A 16,936-nucleotide genomic window follows, 5' to 3' on the forward strand; every position below is an offset into this window, starting at 1 on the left:
CTCTGGCTGCCCGAGCGCCTGATTCACCGGTGCCGGAGCAGTCGCAGGGCCTTCTCCTTCTCGAAGTCCAGCGCCCGGCGCGGCGCCTGGATGCGTCCGATGCGCACGCCGAGATCCCGTACGGCCTGGGCCACCGCGGGTTCGGACAGCGCCCGGAGCGCGAAGGCCAGCTCGGCAGGTGAGACGTCGAACCGCCTCTCCAGCTCCATCGCCTGGCGCACCGCCTCCAGCTCGTCGGGCCCGAAGCGCCGATGGGCGCCCCTGTCCCGTACGGGTGGCAGCAGGCCGAGAGCCTCCCGGTAGCGCAACATCCGGGGAGACATGCCGAGCCGTTTGGCCGCCTCGGTGATGCGCATCGTGCCTCCGGTCCCCGTTCCTGGGTCCACGCTAGACAGTCTGAGTGCCTCCGGAACCCGCCGGACAGGGAATCTCACATTCTTGTGTCAGGTTCGCGGCCCTGCGTATGCGTTCGTGCGTTCGCGACGCCTAAACTCGCAACGACGGACAACGGAGGAGACACTCATGGACTTCAAGGTCGCCGACCTTTCGCTTGCGGAATTCGGCCGCAAAGAGATCCGCCTCGCGGAGCACGAGATGCCGGGCCTCATGGCGACCCGTAAGGAGTACGCAGCGGCGCAGCCGCTGCGCGGCGCGAAGATCATGGGCTCGCTGCACATGACGATCCAGACCGCCGTGCTGATCGAGACGCTGGTCGCGCTCGGCGCCGACGTCCGCTGGGTGAGCTGCAACATCTTCTCCACCCAGGACCACGCCGCCGCCGCGGTCGTCGTCGGCCCGAACGGCACGGTCGACAACCCCTCCGGTGTCCCGGTCTTCGCCTGGAAGGGCGAGACGCTGGAGGAGTACTGGTGGTGCACCGAGCAGGCCCTTCGCTGGCCTGACGGCTCCGGCCCCAACATGATCCTGGACGACGGCGGCGACGCGACGCTGCTCGTGCACAAGGGTGTCGAGTTCGAGAAGGCCGGTGCCGTACCGGTCGCCGGTGAGGACGACCCGGAGGAGTGGGCGGTCATCCTCGACACGCTCCGCCGTACGGTCTCCGAGGACAAGTGGTGGACCCGCGTCGCCGAGGGCATCAAGGGCGTCACCGAGGAGACCACGACCGGCGTGCACCGCCTCTACGAGATGCACAAGTCGGGCACGCTCCTCTTCCCGGCGATCAACGTCAACGACTCGGTGACCAAGTCGAAGTTCGACAACAAGTACGGCTGCCGCCACTCGGTGATCGACGGCCTCAACCGCGCCACCGACGTGCTGATCGGCGGCAAGGTCGCCGTGGTCTGCGGCTACGGCGACGTGGGCAAGGGCTGCGCCGACGCGCTGCGCGGCCAGGGCGCCCGGGTCATCGTCACCGAGATCGACCCGATCTGCGCGCTCCAGGCCGCCATGGACGGCTTCCAGGTCACCACCCTGGAGGAGGTCGTCGGCATCGCGGACATCTTCGTCACCTGCACCGGCAACTACGGCATCATCAGCGCCGAGCACATGTCGCAGATGAAGCACCAGGCGATCGTGTCCAACATCGGCCACTTCGACAACGAGATCGACATGGCCGGCCTGGCCCGCATCCCGGGCATCAAGAAGGTCAACATCAAGCCGCAGGTCGACGAGTGGGTGTTCCCCGACGGGCACTCGATCATCGTGCTCGCCGAGGGCCGCCTGATGAACCTCGGCTGCGCCACCGGCCACCCGTCGTTCGTCATGTCGAACTCGTTCACCAACCAGGTCATCGCCCAGATCGAGCTGTTCACGAAGACCGACGAGTACCCGACCGGCGTCTACGTGCTGCCCAAGCACCTCGACGAGAAGGTCGCCCGCCTCCACCTCGACGCGCTCGGCGTGAAGCTGACCAAGCTCAGCAAGAAGCAGGCGGAGTACATCGGCGTCGACGTCGAGGGCCCGTACAAGCCGGACCACTACCGCTACTGATCGCGACTCGCACGACGGGGGCGTGGGCCCGGCCCGCGCCCCTCGTCAGGAGGCAGACGGCGTGATTCAGCCGGACATCACGGCGGACATCGCGGAGGCCGGAGAGCGGCGCATCGAGTGGGCGGCCCGCTCGATGCCGGTCCTCCAGGCGGTCGGCGCCGGGTTCGGCGCCGACCGGCCGCTCGACGGCCTGCGCCTCGCCGCCTGCATGCACGTGACCGCCGAGACGGCGGTGCTCCTCGGGGCGCTGCGGGAGGGCGGTGCCCGCATCGCCCTGGCCGCGTCCAACCCCCTGTCCACGCAGGACGACGTGGCCGAGGCGCTCAGGACGTACGGCATCGCCGTGCACGCCCGCGCCGGCGTGGACAAGGCGACCTACTACCGGCACATCCACCAGGCGCTCGACATCGCGCCCCACATCGTGCTCGACGACGGATGCGACCTCGTCAACACCCTGCACACCGAGCGCGTCGAACTCCTCGATGGCGTGGTCGGCGGCTGCGAGGCGACCACGACCGGGATCATCCGGCTGCGTCAGATGGCCTCGGAGAACGCGCTCCGCTTCCCGATGGTCGCCGTGAACGACACCCGGACCAAGCGGATGTTCGACAACCGCTACGGCACCGGCCAGTCGACCCTCGACGGCATCATGCGGGCCACAAATGTCCTGCTCGCGGGCCGCACCGTGGTCGTGGCCGGCTTCGGCTTCTGCGGCCGGGGTGTCGCGGAGCGGGCCAAGGGCCTCGGTGCGCGGGTCGTCGTCACCGAGATCGATCCGGTCAAGGCACTCGACGCCGCCCTGCAGGGCTACGACGTACGGCCGATGAGCCTGGCCGCCGAGACCGGCGACGTGTTCGTGACCGTCACCGGCAACCGCGACGTCATCCGCGCCGAGCACCTGGCCGTCATGAAGGACGGCGCGATCCTCGCGAACGCGGGTCACTTCGACGTCGAGATCGACGTACGGGCGCTGGAGGAGATGGCGCGCGAGGTGCGCTTCGGGATCCGGCCCAACACCGACGAGTACGTCCTGGAAGACGGCCGCAGGCTGCTGCTGCTCGCCGAAGGGCGCTTGGTCAACCTGACCGCCGCCGAGGGCCACCCGGCCGCCGTGATGGACATGTCGTTCTCCGCTCATGCGCTCGCCGTCGCCTGGCTGGTCCGCGAGTCCGCCCGGCTGTCGCCGGGTGTCTATGACGTGCCGGCCGACATCGACGCCGAGGTGGCCCGCCTGAAGCTCGCCGCCGCCGGGATCTCGATCGACGCGCTCACCGGCGAGCAGGAGGAGTATCTCCGCTCCTGGCGCTTCGGGTCCTGACCTCGTCGGCCCGAGTTCTCCATTCCGGCCTCATTCCCATATCCGCCCCGGGTCTGCCCGCGCGCCCCGCTCCCTCTGCGCCTCCCCGCTTCGCTTCGGCAGCCGCGCTGGTCGGTCCGCGCTGGGGACCCTGCGGTTGCGCCGCCCGGGGCGGCCTGCGTGCCACGCCCCTCTGTGCTTCCTGTCTCCTTCCCGTAGCCGTGCGGGCCTGTCCGCGCGTCGCCGGGCTTGCCTGCGCGGCAGGCTCTCTCTGTGCCTCCCGCTTCACTTCACAGCCGCTGGGCCTGTCTGCGCGTCCACCCCGCCCGCTGCCTCCCGCCTTGCTCGCGGCTGTGCGGGCTCCCGCGCGTTGCCCGGTGCCGCGTCGCGCTCCCTGTGTGCCCCCGCGTCTTACTCGTGTAGTCGTCGGGCTTGTCCGAGGCGGTGGTAGGTGAAGGCCCAGCGGTCTTCGCCGACGTTGCGGCGGGTGTAGCGGTCGGGGTGCTGGTAGCGGTCGCGGTTGTGGAACTGGCAGGCCGGGCCGAGGAGTTTCAGGTCCGTGAGGCCGCCGGTGCTCCAGTTGTCGGCGTGGTCGATCTGGCACATGGTCGCCGGGAGGGGGCAGCCGTCGATCCAGCAGGTGGCGTACCGGGCGTAGATGGCCCGGCGTTGGGCGGGGGTGGCCAGGCGGACTTTTCGGCCCATGTCGAGGACCTGCCCGTCGGCGTTCATGACGATCCGCACCAGAGTCGAGGTGCGGGCGAGGCGGTGCACGCTGGAGACGGGCAGCACCTGCCCGGTCGCCAGCAGCAACCCCGGCGGCACCATCCCCAACGACGCACGCAGCGACGATCCCAGTGCCGTTCCCAGCGCTCCCGGCGTGCCCTGGCCATGCCGGCAGTCCCCCGCAGGCCGATGCCCGGCGTGGGTGTGACGTGCGGAGGCGTCCTCGGGAGGAGGATCCGGCTGCACCGCCTCCGAAGGTGCTGTGTCCGAAGGTGCTGTGTGGGAATCTCCGTCGCCGTCGGGAGAGGCGGTGCTTGCGGTGCCGGGCGGTTCGCATTCACGGGCGTCGCTTCCCGCACCGGTACCTGCCTCGGCCTCAGCTTCAGTCTCGGCACTGTCGAGCCCGTCCGCGGCGTCGGGGGCGTCGGTGCCGCCCGCAGCACCGGGGTCGCCTATCACGTCGGAGACGGCGTCGTCGGCCTGGTGGGGGGCGTCGGTGCCTCCGGTGGCGTCGGGGGTGTAGTCGCTGGTGACGTCGGCCTCGGGAGTGTCGAAGCCGTCGGGGCCGTCCGCGCCGCTCGCGTGACCGGGGCCGCTCATCGCGTCGGAGGCATTGTCGGCGGCCTCGACAGGCGCAGGGGCTACGGTGTCGGCGGCGCTCTCGGTGCAGGCGTCAGCGGCTCCGTCGGCATCGGCATTGCTCCCCGCACCGGCACCTGCCTCGGCCTCGGCCGCGTCGAGGTCGTCGGACTCGCCGGGAGCAAAGTCGCCTGTGTGCTCCCGGCCTTCCTCGAAGCCCTCGGCGTCCCGCGCGTCCTCGACATGGTCGGCGGGGTCGTCGGTGGCCGGGTCGGCGGGGTCTTGGGTGGCTGGGTCGGTGTCTTCGGTGGCCGGGGCAGCGGGGTCTTGGGTGGCCGGGTCGGCGGTGGGGTCGGTGGTTTCGGGGTCGGTGGGGAGGGATTCGGCGCTGACCACGACGAGGAGCTCGGCGGCGATCTTCTGCTCCAGCAGGGCGATCAGCGCGTCGGCCTGGCGTACCGTCAGCGGGCGGTCATCACCCTGTGCCCTCAGCTTGGCGTACGCCTGCAACAACGCCATCAACCGGGCGCCGGCCTCACGCGGCAGGTAGAACTCCCCTTCCACGCCGCCGCCCTTGCCCGGGCGGACTCGCAGGAACCGCCGCCCGTAATCGGCCCGCTCATCCCGCTCTTCCCCGTCGGGGTCGAGCACCGCCCGCAGGTGGCGGCCGGCTTTGGCGACCTCCGCCGCCCCGGCCTTGCCGGCCAGGTCCACCAAGATCGGCTCCGCCAGGCCGGCCTGCTCGTCCGATAGCCCGGCCACAGCGGCGCAGATGGCCTCCACCACCCCCGCCGCCAGCTCACCCGTGGCGAACTTCTCCCGCACGACGGGGAGGCGCGGCAGTTCCGCGCCGAGGGTGAGCAGGCGGCCCGCACCACCCACCGTCATCCCCCCTCTGGTGCGCAGCCAGCAGCGGGTGGAGGCATGCCCATGCTGCCTGGCCTGACCTGCTCGGTGGACCCGGCCGACGCGGTCGGCCAGGGCGCTGGTGATCCGGTCGCGGGCGAACAGCAGCTCCTCCGCCTCGGCCAGGCACATGTCCACGTCGTCGGGCAGCGGGGTCAGCGCCAGCTCTTGGGCCACCTCACGAACCGACCCCACCACCACCCACGACGACCGCACACGGCGCTGGCCCCGACCATGACCGCCCACACCCTCGGAAGCACCCGCACCCGAGCCAGAGCCGCCCGCGCCAGTGCCATTCGCGCCAGTGCCGTTTGTGCCAGCAGCGTCCGCGCCGTCGGCAGCCCCAGGCGAGGCGTTCGCGCCGTCGCTATCTGCGCTGTCGGTATGCGTGCCGGGGACGTCCGCGCCCGGGGCGTCCACGCTCTCGACAACGGGTGCGTCGGCGCGCTGCCGGGAGTCGACGTTGATGATCGGGAAGGGATCGCGGGCGGACGAGCCGTCGGACGACCACAGCGGCGGATTGGCGATCAGCCGGTCCCACCACTCACCGTCGTCAGGACCATTCGAACGGTGAAGGCGCTCAGGATCGATATCGAACGGTTCCATCGCACCTCCACTCGTTATTTCGAAAGCGTGTATTAATTGTGTCATGCGAGAAAAGTGGGAGGCAAGTTCGCTGGACGACTTCCTGGGGTTCCAGAAAAGGCACCTGGGGTCCCAGAAAAGGCCCTTTATGGGCTGATTTGGGTGCTGAGGGCGCGGGCAATAGTAAGGCTGTCTTCGAAAATGTGATAGCGGGTGATGAGTCCGTCTTCCACGGTCAGATGCAGCGCGAAAGGCGAGGTGTAGGCGGTGCCCTCGGCTCGGACCGTCTGCACGATCTCTCCGAGGACGACGGCGTGTGTCCCGTCGACCAGGATTCGCGTCACCGACGTGCCGTTGAGTTCAGGCACATGGTGGGCCTCCAGAGACCGGAAGTGGTCCGCCACCTCGGCCCGGCTGGAGCGCGGCTGGATCCAGGGAACAGCAGGATGCCCCTCGGCGGGCCAGGAGAGCAGCCAGTCGACGGGCTCGGCGAACAGCGCCGCCGTACGGTCGTGATCGCCCTCCGCCATCCGGCGCAGCAGCTCTTCCACGACGTCATGGGTGTCAGTGCTCATGCCACGACTCTTGTGCACCTGCACGCGGCACGGCGATTACCGGAGAGGTAATGCGATCAGTGAGGTGGAGCGCGGTGCAGCTCGGGCGCCGTGCGGTTGGGCGCCGTGCGGTCGAGTGCGGTGCAGGTCAGGTGCGGTTTAGCTCGGGCACCGTGCGGTCGGGCGGGGTGCAGGTCAGGCGCGGTGCAGGGCGGGGGTGGGGGAAGGTCGGGTGCCCTGCATTTCACGCATCCGCCGGATCTCGGCGGTCTGTTCGGCGATCACGTCCGTGGCCCACTGTTCGACGGTGAGGTGTGAGCCCTCGGTGAGCGCCGTGGTGGCCATCGCGATCGCGCCTTCGTGATGGGCGACCATCATCTGGAGGAAGAGGCTGTCGAACGTGGCGCCGGAGGCCGCCCTGAGCGCCTTCATCTGCTCCGGGGTGGCCATGCCCGGCATGCCTTCATGATCGGCGTGGTGGTCGGGCCGGGGGAGGTGTTCCCGGTCGAGCCAGGACGTCATGACGCGGATCTCCGGCTCCTGTACGTCATGGATGCGGGCCGCGAGCGCCTTCAGCTTGGCGGAGGAGGCGTGCGAGGGAGCCAGGGCCGCCATGTCCAGCGCCTGCCGGTGGTGGACGATCATGTTCTGGACGTACCGCACGTCGGCCGCGTTGACGGTGGGGGAGGGGACCGCGGTGGCGGCCTCGGCAGGGCTGAGGGTCCTGGCCTCCTCGCCGGGCCGGCCGGGCGCGATCACGGGCGCGGTCGAGACGGGAGCACTCTCCCGTACGTCCTCCGCGCAGGCGGTGAGAAGGCAGGCGCTGAAGAGGAGCGCGACACCGGCCACCAGGACGCGCCCAAGCCGCGCCTTACCTTTCCGCGCGAGCCGCGTCCTACTCTCCCGGGCGAAGCACGCTGTGCCGCCCCGCGCAAAGCGGTCCCCGGTGTCCAGCGCCAAGCGCGCTCTGCCGCCCCGCGTAAAGCGCCCGCCGCTGTCCCACGTGCGGTCCCGCGCAGAGCGCTTCCTGCTGTCCTGCGCGCTTCGCACCCCTGCCCTCCCTGCCGCGGAGCGTACCGAGATCACGACGCTAACCCGGCAGGTTCGGGACGACAAAGGGCGACATGTGCCAGTTTTATTGACAGGTTGACAGCTAGCGAAGCAATCAAGTCAGAAGTGACGATCAGTCTATTTATGCCCCCTTTATAGGAGGAGGACAGCAAGTTGTTCACCTTACGCCGCAGCGGTCGTGCGCTTGCCGTCACGGGCGCGGCGGTCGTCCTGGCTCTGTCCGCCAATCCCGTACAGGCCGCTGACGTGCTGGCTCCGGGCGAGATCGCGATGAGCGCGAACGTCACCCACGTCGCGAACGTGCCGACCCCCACCGCCCTGGCCGGCACCATCAACACCGACATCGCCTTCCAGGGCGACTACGCCTACGTCGGCAACTATGGCGGATTCACGATCTTCGACATCAGGAACCCGAAGAGGCCGGTGGTGAAGAGCTCGGTGGTCTGCCCCGGCTCCCAGATGGACATGTCCGTGTACGGCGACCTGCTGTTCGGGTCGGTCGACTCCTCCCGCAACGACGACTCGTGCGCCAGCACGTCCCAGTCGGCGTCGGTCAAGGAGTCATGGGAGGGCGTCCGCATCTTCGACGTCAGGGACAAGTCGAACCCGAAGTACATCAAGTCGGTGGAGACGAACTGCGGCTCCCACACCCACACCCTCGTGCCGGACAAGAGCGGCAAGAACGTCTACATCTACGTCTCCTCCTACAGCCCGTCGGCGTCCTTCCCCGACTGCCAGCCGCCGCACGACCTGATCTCCATCATCAAGGTCCCGCTCAACAACCCCACCGCCGCGTCTGTGGTGGCGACGCCGGTGCTGTTCCCGGACGGCGGCAACCCGGGTGACGGGCAGCCCTACCCCAACGGCACGTCCGCGACGACGGGCTGCCACGACATCACCGCGTACCCGGAGAAGGGCCTGGCGGCGGGCGCCTGCATGGGCGACGGCATCCTGCTGGACATCCGCGACCCCGAGCGCCCGAAGGTCCTCGACGTCGTACGCGACGACGAGAACTTCGCCTTCTGGCACTCGGCGACGTTCAACAACGAAGGCACCAAGGTGGTCTTCACCGACGAGCTCGGCGGTGGTGGCGCGGCCACCTGCAACGAGGCCATCGGCCCGAACCGTGGCGCGGACGCCATCTATGACATCGCCCCCGGCAACAAACTCACCTTCCGGAGCTACTTCAAGATCAGCCGCTACCAGGACGACACCGAGAACTGCGTCGCGCACAACGGCTCGCTGATCCCGGTCAAGGGCCGCGACATCATGGTGCAGGCCTGGTATCAGGGCGGCGTCTCGATCTGGGACTTCACCGACTCGGCGCACCCGCAGGAGATCGGCTACTTCGAGCGCGGCCCGTGGTCGGAGCCGCTGAGCGCCGGCTATTGGTCGGCCTACTACTACAACGGCTACATCTACGGCAGCGAGTTCAACCAGGGATTCGACGTCCTGCGGATCAACGACCCACGTACGAACCAGGCCAAGAGCGTGAAGATGGACATCCTCAACGTGCAGAGTCAGGGCTCGTACCGCGAGCCCGGCAGGCACTAGAGGTATGGAAGGAGGCGGGCATCTCCGGTGCGGTCTCTCCCTCAACGCACCGGCGATGCCCGCCTCAACCCCACTGCAGGTATGCCCCATGACCTGCAATGACCACAGGTGCCCCGCATATCGGGCTCTACACCTAAACGGGCGGAACAAATCCCCCCGATGTCGGCGGAGCGTCTCCGCGCGGCGGTTCGGCCGCCGTCGGCGGCGCCGGCGCCGGCCCGCCCTGCCCATGAGCGCCCTGCCCATAAGGTCCATAAGCGCCGTGTCCATAAGCGCCGTACCCCTGGGGACCGTACGGTGGGGGCGTGGAACGGGCCCGGGCGAGCCGCATCTCCTCGCGGCGTCTGCGTTCGGCCAGTACGGCGGCCAGATAGGCGTACGGCGGAACGCCGGGCGGGGGCGGCGGCGCCACCCGCGCGCTGACCTGCGCGGCCACGCGCATCCCCATCTCGTCCCGCATCTGAGGGGTGAGCTGGTTCCAGCGGGACAGGTACTGCCGGGCCGTGTTGGCCAGGTCGTCGGACAACCCGGACAACTCCAGCGTCGCGGCCCACGACGCGAGCGCCGGAGGCATCTCCGGCGGCGGGGCCTGCTGCGGCGTGCGCTCCCCGATGACGGTCGTCCCCGCGAACACGTCCCCCAGGCGCTTGCCGCGCTGGTTGAGGAGCGACGTGATGAGCGCGGGAGCGCCGGCGAACGTCCAGAACTCCAGGAACCCGGCGAGCCCGCGGAACAACGCCTGCCGGAAGCGTTCCGGCCCGCCGTCGTCGCTCACCACGCGCAGGCCGAGGGCGAGCTTGCCCAGCGAGCGGCCCCTGCTGATCGTCTCGAACGCGACCGGATAGCCCACCGTGACCAGCACGAGGAACAGGATGAACAGGCCGGTGGCCAGCGAGTCGTCGGTCACCAGGGACGCCTGTGTGACCAGCACGACGGTCAGGATCAGCACGGCCCACTGGACGGCCCAGTCGATGAGGAAGGCCAGGGCGCGGCTGGGGAGCTGGGCGACGCGAACCTCTACGACGACCGCCTCGCCGGTCACGACTTCGGACACACTGCGCACCCTACTGCGTCGCGTCGATAGGGTCCGATCCGTGGACATCGATGCCTTCGTCGCCGCGAGCAAGCCGTCCTGGGACCGGCTGGACGACCTCGTACGGCGACAGCGCAGGCTGCGCGGCGCGGAGGTCGACGAGCTGGTCGAGCTCTACCAGCGGGCGGCGACCCACCTGTCCATCGTGCGGTCGGGGTCGTCCGACGCCCTTCTCGTGGGACGTCTGTCGTCGCTGGTGGCGAGGGCGCGCTCGGCCGTCACGGGCGCGCACAGCCCGGCCTGGCGGGAGGTCGCCCGGTTCTTCACGGTGTCGTTCCCCGTGGTGGCCTATCGGGCGCGCCGGTGGTGGATCGGCGTCACGGTGGCCTCGCTCGCGGTCGCGTATGTCGTGGGTGTGTGGGTGGCGCGCGATCCCACGGTGCAGAGCCTCATCGGCACGCCGGAGGAGATCCGGCAGATCGTCGAGCACGATTTCGCCGACTACTACTCGGAGAATCCGGCGGTGTCGTTCGCCGGCCACGTGTGGCTGAACAACGCCTGGCTGTCCATGCAGGTCGTGGTCTCGGCGATCCTGCTCGGCCTGCCCATTCCCTACATCCTGTTCCAGAACGCGGCCAACGTGGGACTCCTCGGCGGCCTGATGCACGCGCACGGCAAGGCGGACGTGTTCTGGGGCCTGATCCTGCCGCACGGCATGCTGGAGCTGACCGCGGTCTTCCTGGCGGCCGCCGCCGGGCTGCGGCTGGGCTGGACCGCCGTCGACCCCGGCCCGAGGCGGCGCGCGGAGGCGCTGGCCGAGCAGGGCAGGGCCGTGATGAGCGTCGCGCTCGGCCTGGTCGTGGTGCTGCTCGTCTCCGGGCTCATCGAGGCGGGGGTCACCCCGTCGGGGCTGCCGACCTGGGCGCGCATCTCCATCGGGGCGCTCGCGGAGGCGCTGTTCATCGCGTACGTGGTCGTCTTCGGCCGCCGGGCGGAACGCGCGAACGAGACGGGCGACATCGAACACGCCCCCGATCTCGCGCCAACCGCCTAAGTACCGACCGCCTAAGAGGACTCAGAGCCGGCCGGCGGCCTTCAGCGCCAGGTACGCGTCCGCGAGCGCCGGGGCGACGTCCTCGGGCAGGGCGTCCACGACCTCCACGCCGTGGCGGCGCAGCACCGCGGTGATCCCACGCCGTTCGCCGCGCAGCCGCTCGGCCGCCGCGGCGTCGTAGACGGCCTCCGCGGTGCCGCGCCCGGCCGCCATGCCGGCGACGCGCGGGTCGGCGACCGAGGCCACCACGACCATGTGCCGGGACGACAGGCTGGGCAGCACGGGCAGCAGGCCCTCCTCCATGGCGGTGGCGTTCAGGTCGGTCAGCAGCACCACCAGGCGGCGCCGCCTGGCCCTGGACAGCACGGCCGCCACCATCCCCGCGGCGTCGGCCTCGACCAGCTCCGCCTCGATCGGCGCCATCGCGTTCACCAGCGACGACAGCAGCTCCGTGCGCGACACACCGGACACCTGGGCCCGTACGGCACGGTCGTAGGCGAGGAAGTCGACGCGGTCGCCGGCCCGCGCCGCGAGCGAGGCCAGCAGCAGCGCGGCGTCCATCGACCAGTCCAGGCGAGGCCACCCGGACGGCCCGGAGCCGGGCAGCGGCGCCTCCCCGACCCGGCCCGCCGAGGTGCGGCCCGTGTCGAGCACGATCAGCACCCGGCGGTCGCGCTCGGGCCGCCAGGTGCGTACGACGACATCGCTGCGCCGGGCGCTCGCCCGCCAGTCGATGGAGCGGACGTCGTCGCCCACCACGTATTCACGCAGCGAGTCGAACTCGGTGCCCTGGCCGCGCACCAGCGCGGGGTGCCGTCCGTCGAGCTCGCGCAGCCGGGCCAGCCGCGCCGGCAGATGCCTGCGGCTGAGGAACGGCGGCAGCACCCGGACGGTCCACGGCACGTGGAACGTCCGCTGCCGCGCGGCCAGGCCCAGCGGCCCGACCGAGCGGACCGTCACGGCCACGGCTTCCCGGTCGCCCCTGCGGGTGGGCGTCAGCGTCGTGACCAGGCGCCGCCGCTCACGGGCCGGCACGTCGAGCGGCATCCGCCGGGGCTCGGCCCCGGCCGAGGGCTGCCAGGCGTCGCGCAGCACGCCCCGCACGCGCCGCCCACCCGGGTTGTCCACGACCAGACCGATGGTCGCCGACTGTCCCAGGCGCACCCTTCGTTCGCCGTCGCGCTGGAAGCGGAGCCCGCGTACGGCGCCCGCGAGCAGCAGGTCGGCCGTCACGAGCACGGCGAGCACGAGCGCGGCGGCCAGGACGACCAGGCCGGGCTCGGGGGCGAGGAGCACGACGATCGCGGCGAGGGCGGCGAGCAGTCCCGTGCGTCCGGTCAGCGCCACGCGGCCCTCACCGGGGCACGGGGACGGCGGCCAGGATGCCCTCCAGGATGCCGTCGGGGGTTGCGCCCTCCAGTTCGGCCTCCGGGCGCAGCCCCACACGGTGGCGCAGGGCGGGCCGCGCCAGGGCCTTCACGTCGTCGGGCGTCACGTACGACCGGCCCGACAGCCATGCCCACGCCCGCGCGGCGGCGAGCAGCGCGGTCGCCCCGCGCGGCGAGACGCCGAGCTGGAGCGAGGGCGACTGCCGGGTGGCGCGGGCGACGTCCACGATGTAGCCGAGCACCTCGGGGCTCGCGTGCACCTGCGCGACCGCCCGGCGCCCTGCCGCGAGGTCGGCGGCGGACGCCACCGCCTTGATCTCCGTCAGGTCGCGCGGGTCGAAGCCGAGCGCGTGCCGTTCGAGGACGGCGATCTCCTGCTCGCGTGCCGGCAGCGGCACGGTCAGCTTGAGCTGGAACCGGTCGAGCTGCGCCTCGGGGAGCTGGTAGGTGCCCTCGTACTCGACGGGGTTCTGGGTCGCCACGACGATGAAGGGATCCGGCAGCGCGCGGGCCGCGCCCTCGACGCTGACCTGCCGCTCCTCCATGGCCTCCAGCAGGGCGGCCTGGGTCTTCGGCGGCGTGCGGTTGATCTCGTCGGCGAGCAGCAGGTTGGTGAATACCGGCCCCTCGCGGAACTCGAACTCGGCCGTCCTGGCGTCGTAGACCAGCGATCCCGTGACGTCGCCCGGCATCAGGTCGGGGGTGAACTGCACCCGCTTGAAGTCCAGGGCGAGCGTGGCCGACAGCGTGCGTACGAGCAGGGTCTTGGCCACGCCGGGCACGCCTTCGAGCAGCACGTGACCCCGGCACAGCAGCGCGATGACCAGGCCGGTGACGACGGGGTCCTGGCCCACGACCGCCTTGGCCACCTCCGCCCGCAGCGCCGCGAGCGCCTCGCGGGCGGCGTCCGCGTCCGATTCAGGTGTGGTCACGAGTCTCGTACCTGCCTTTCGAGTGTGTCCAGGTGAGCGGCGAGGGCCACCAGCGCGGTGTCGTTTCCGGGCGGCGGGCCGCACAGCAGCGTCAGCACCGGCTCGGGGTCGCGGCCGGTGCGCGCGGCGGCGGCGAGGGCGACCTCCTCCGGGGTCGCGGTGCGGGGCAGCCCGAGGCGGGGGGCGAGCCGGTCGGCCGCGGCGGCCCGCAACGCGAGGGCCGCCCGGTCCCTGGCCCGGCGGGACCGATAGAGGCGTCCGCGCCCTTCGACGGTCTCCGCGGCCCGCACGACCACGGGCAGGCGCTCGGCCACGACGGGCCCGAGCCTGCGTCCGCGCCACAGGGCGGCCAGGGCCACCGCCACGACGAGCTGGAGGACCGCCCACTTCACGCCGCCGGGGATGAGGTCGCCGAGCGAGCGGGCCTCCCCGCCGGTCCCTCCGCCGCCCGCCTCGTCGGAGTCGTCGGGCGCGGCGAGCCAGACGAGTCTCGGCCGCGCCCCGGCGAGGTTCAGCGCGAGCGCCGCGTTGCCGTCCTCCGCGAGGCGCAGGTTGGTCATGAACGACGCGTCGCCCAGCACGGTCACGGTGTGCTCTTCCGCGGTGTAGCGGACCAGGGCGTGCCCGTCGCCGGCGGGGTAGCAGCCGGTGGACCCGCGCGGCCCGGTGAAGGACATGCCACCGGTGTAGGCGTCTCCGGCCCGCACCGCCTCCGGCAGCGTGCACTCCGGGGCCCGCGACCGGGCGCGTACGGGGCCCTCTCTCTGTACGCCGGGGGCGAGCACGTCGAGGTACGGCACGGAGCCGACGACGAGCCGGTCGCCGAAAGCCGCGGCGAGGCGGCCGGCGTCGCCGCGGTCCAGGAAGCTCGCCTCGGTGACGAGCAGCAGGGCGGACGGCCCGGCGGCGGACACGGCCGCGCCGGGGGTCTCCACCCGGACCACCTCGACCCCGTGCGTCTGGAGCAGCCGGGCGAGCGCGGCGCTGCCGTCCAGCGAGGTGTCGGAGGGATCGAGGGTGCGGCCGCCGGACTGCGTCCCGGTGAGCAGCAGCGGTAGCACCGCCGTGATCAGCACGAGCAGCACCAGCGCCGCGGCCCAGGCCGCCTGCCGCACACGTCCCGGCGTCCTGGCGGTCCCGGCGCTCCCGGCGATCCCGGCGGTCATGCGTCCACGCTCGCCCGGGCCGACCGCAGGCGCTCGTCCAGGGCGGTGAGCGAGAGGTAGCCCTCCCGGGTGCCGCCCAGCCCGCCGTAGGTCACGTCGTCGAACAATCGTGCCGCCGCGCGCAGGTCCGCCGCGTGGGGCGGCAGCGCCTGCCCGGCGACCTCGGCCAGCTCGACGGCGGTGCGGCCCGGCATCGGGCCGACGATCGCGCGTTCCTCCAGTTCGCGGGCGATGGCGCGCAGCCGCTCCTGGATGGCCCCGGCCCAGCTCCCTTCGGCCGCCAGGCGCTCGGCCTCGGCGCGATGCTCGGCGGCCGTCCGCTCACGCTGCCCGAACACCGCGCCGCTCTCCGTACGCGGGTCGCGCGAAAAGCGGCGCAGGGCCCACAGGAGCAGCACGGCCAGGACGGCGAGGACGACGGCGATCACGACGAGCGACGTCACGCCGCCCACGCCCGTGCCGCCGCCGCTCATGAGGTCGCCGAGGAACTGGGAGATCTCCCGTTGCAGCCGGTCGAAAAGCGGCTCGTGCTGGTAGCCCGCACCGGACAGCTCGCGCGCGGCCTCCCGGGCGGCCTGCTCGCGGCCGATGTCGATCGGCGAGGCGAGCAGCGCCGCCGCCCGCACGGCCGTCACGCCTGCGGGCCGTATGGCCCGTACGGCCCGGACTGCCCGTATGGCGGAGCCCCGTGATAGGGCCCGGAGCCCGGCGCGGTCCCGGCGGCGTAACTCGGGTGCCACAGGTCGTCGACCCCGGCGTGGACCCAGCCCTGCGACTGGTTCTGCGCCGCCGCCGTCTGCAGCACGAGGTCGAACGCCTCGGCCCGCATCCGCCGGTCGGCGTACAGCAGCCCTGCCACACCCGCCTGGAAGGGATAGGTGATCATGGAGGCGACGACCTGGCCGACCGCCAGGAGGAGCGCCGCGATCACGGTGCCGCCCGCGCTGTCGCCGTTCAGCATCCCGATGAGCGAGCCGCCGAGCGTGAACGGGATCGCCAGCACGCCGCTGATGATGGCCGCGAGTATGGCGGTGAGCAGCAGGATGCCGAGCACCCGCCAGCTGTCGCCCTTGACCAGCCGCCACGACCGGCTCATGGCGTCGGTGACCCCGCGGCCCTCCAGCACGACGGCGGGGGCCGCCAGCGACAGACGCGTGTAGAAGAACAGGAGATAAGGGATGTAGGCCAGGATGAACAGCAGGCCGAGGAGGACCCCGATTCCGGCGGCGCCGCTCCCCATGCCGTCGAACGCGTCGGCCGCCGCGAGGCCGACGAGCACCGCGACGACCGCCAGCAGCGGCAGCAGGAGGATGAGCCCCTGCAGCAGCACCAGCCCGAACAACGCGGGCACCCGAGCCCGCGCCAGCCGCCACGCCTCGCCCACCGTGATGCGCCCGCCGAACACCGCGCGGCCGAGCACCCGGGTGAGGACGCCCGTGAGGATGGTGGTGCCCACGAACGTCATCACATAGGTGAGGATCGAGCCGATGTACTGCGCGGCCAGCCCGGCGACCGGCACGTCCATGCCGTCGGCGTACGGGTCGGCCATGAAATCGCTCAGCGAGCCGAAGGAGATGGCCTGCCCGATCGCGGCAGGGATTCCGGTCACCGCCGCCACGATCGCCGACAGGCCCAGCGTGGCCTTGGGGTTCGACCGGATCAGCTTGATCGTGCCGTCGAGGATGTCGCCGAGCGTCAACGGGCGCAGCGGGATGATGCCCGGCCGCGGCGCGTCCGGCGCCCGGTATCCGTACCCGTACTGCCCTGCGTACGGCGCGGACGGCGCAGGGGGATTGGGTGCGGAGGGATAGGGCGCAGCGGGATCGGGCGCAGCGGGATCGGGCGCAGCGGGATCGGGCGCAGAAGGATATGGTGCGCCTTGCGGCGTGCCGGCGCCGGGAGAGGCCCAGGAAGGCCCGGACGCTCCGGCGGCCCCGCCGTACGGGGGAGGTTGCTCGGCCGCCCAGCCGGAGGGCAGCTCGGGGGTGGAGCCGGGGCCGTCTGTCATGTCCCAATCCTGGCATGATGTACGCGCGCGCCGCAGCGGTCGTACGGGAGGGCTGTGGGGGATGGCCGAAACGGGGGGTGCGGGCGCACACTTGGAACGTGACCGCACCACGGGATTCCCGCCGGTGTGACCG

Annotated in this window: 14 protein-coding genes; 4 read left to right on the forward strand and 10 right to left on the reverse strand. The window is 71.6% G+C overall.

Annotated features, from left to right (window positions below):
* Positions 1-23: 23 nt before the first annotated feature.
* Entirely contained in the window at positions 24-356 is a 333-nt protein-coding gene (locus tag OHB01_RS17530; RefSeq protein WP_142622861.1) for a MerR family transcriptional regulator, read from the reverse strand.
* 166 nt (positions 357-522) lie between these two features.
* Between OHB01_RS17530 and ahcY the strand changes: the two genes are divergently transcribed.
* Positions 523-1,950 carry an adenosylhomocysteinase gene (gene ahcY / locus OHB01_RS17535; protein ID WP_328855666.1) on the forward strand — a complete coding sequence of 476 codons (1,428 nt, stop codon included), beginning with the start codon at positions 523-525 and terminating at the stop codon, positions 1,948-1,950.
* Positions 1,951-2,011: 61 nt separating this feature from the next.
* Positions 2,012-3,268 carry an adenosylhomocysteinase gene (locus OHB01_RS17540; RefSeq protein ID WP_328855667.1) on the forward strand — a complete coding sequence of 419 codons (1,257 nt, stop codon included), beginning with the start codon at positions 2,012-2,014 and terminating at the stop codon, positions 3,266-3,268.
* Positions 3,269-3,658: 390 nt separating this feature from the next.
* Here the strand turns inward: OHB01_RS17540 and OHB01_RS17545 are convergent, their stop codons facing one another.
* From OHB01_RS17545 to OHB01_RS17555, 3 genes are all read right to left on the reverse strand, one after another.
* Positions 3,659-5,635: a DUF222 domain-containing protein gene (locus tag OHB01_RS17545; RefSeq protein ID WP_328855668.1), complete on the reverse strand. Its 1,977-nt coding sequence runs from the start codon at positions 5,633-5,635 to the stop codon at positions 3,659-3,661.
* A gap of 554 nt (positions 5,636-6,189) precedes the next feature.
* Positions 6,190-6,618, reverse strand: a complete 429-nt coding sequence (locus OHB01_RS17550) for a nuclear transport factor 2 family protein (RefSeq protein WP_328855669.1) — start codon at positions 6,616-6,618, stop codon at positions 6,190-6,192.
* 174 nt (positions 6,619-6,792) lie between these two features.
* The gene (locus OHB01_RS17555) at positions 6,793-7,446 is read right to left on the reverse strand and encodes a DUF305 domain-containing protein (RefSeq protein WP_260617282.1); all 654 of its coding nucleotides are present in this window, start codon (positions 7,444-7,446) and stop codon (positions 6,793-6,795) included.
* A 375-nt stretch (positions 7,447-7,821) separates the two neighbouring features.
* Between OHB01_RS17555 and OHB01_RS17560 the strand changes: the two genes are divergently transcribed.
* Positions 7,822-9,222, forward strand: coding sequence for a hypothetical protein (locus OHB01_RS17560; protein ID WP_328708279.1), 1,401 nt, complete (start codon positions 7,822-7,824; stop codon positions 9,220-9,222).
* A 133-nt stretch (positions 9,223-9,355) separates the two neighbouring features.
* Here OHB01_RS17560 and OHB01_RS17565 read toward each other — a convergent pair whose 3' ends face one another.
* A complete protein-coding gene (locus tag OHB01_RS17565) occupies positions 9,356-10,276 on the reverse strand; it encodes an RDD family protein (protein WP_261986040.1) in 921 nt (306 codons plus the stop codon).
* A 40-nt stretch (positions 10,277-10,316) separates the two neighbouring features.
* Between OHB01_RS17565 and OHB01_RS17570 the strand changes: the two genes are divergently transcribed.
* A complete protein-coding gene (locus OHB01_RS17570) occupies positions 10,317-11,309 on the forward strand; it encodes a stage II sporulation protein M (protein WP_142648103.1) in 993 nt (330 codons plus the stop codon).
* A 21-nt stretch (positions 11,310-11,330) separates the two neighbouring features.
* Here the strand turns inward: OHB01_RS17570 and OHB01_RS17575 are convergent, their stop codons facing one another.
* The 5 genes from OHB01_RS17575 to OHB01_RS17595 are packed head-to-tail and all read right to left on the reverse strand — an operon-like array spanning position 11,331 to position 16,803.
* Entirely contained in the window at positions 11,331-12,656 is a 1,326-nt protein-coding gene (locus OHB01_RS17575; RefSeq protein WP_328855670.1) for a DUF58 domain-containing protein, read from the reverse strand.
* Positions 12,657-12,663: 7 nt separating this feature from the next.
* Positions 12,664-13,629 (reverse strand): AAA family ATPase, encoded by a 966-nt coding sequence (locus OHB01_RS17580; protein ID WP_142648105.1) that lies wholly within the window; start codon positions 13,627-13,629, stop codon positions 12,664-12,666.
* Positions 13,626-14,795 carry a DUF4350 domain-containing protein gene (locus tag OHB01_RS17585; RefSeq protein WP_328855671.1) on the reverse strand — a complete coding sequence of 390 codons (1,170 nt, stop codon included), beginning with the start codon at positions 14,793-14,795 and terminating at the stop codon, positions 13,626-13,628. Before OHB01_RS17585 ends, OHB01_RS17580 begins: the two co-directional genes overlap by 4 nt.
* Positions 14,792-15,430 (reverse strand): DUF4129 domain-containing protein, encoded by a 639-nt coding sequence (locus OHB01_RS17590; RefSeq protein WP_260617283.1) that lies wholly within the window; start codon positions 15,428-15,430, stop codon positions 14,792-14,794. The genes OHB01_RS17585 and OHB01_RS17590 overlap by 4 nt, the downstream gene beginning before the upstream one ends.
* Entirely contained in the window at positions 15,427-16,803 is a 1,377-nt protein-coding gene (locus OHB01_RS17595; RefSeq protein WP_328855672.1) for a glycerophosphoryl diester phosphodiesterase membrane domain-containing protein, read from the reverse strand. Before OHB01_RS17595 ends, OHB01_RS17590 begins: the two co-directional genes overlap by 4 nt.
* Positions 16,804-16,936 lie beyond the last annotated feature (133 nt).

This window comes from Microbispora hainanensis (genome assembly GCF_036186745.1).
Taxonomy (GTDB): Bacteria; Actinomycetota; Actinomycetes; order Streptosporangiales; family Streptosporangiaceae; genus Microbispora.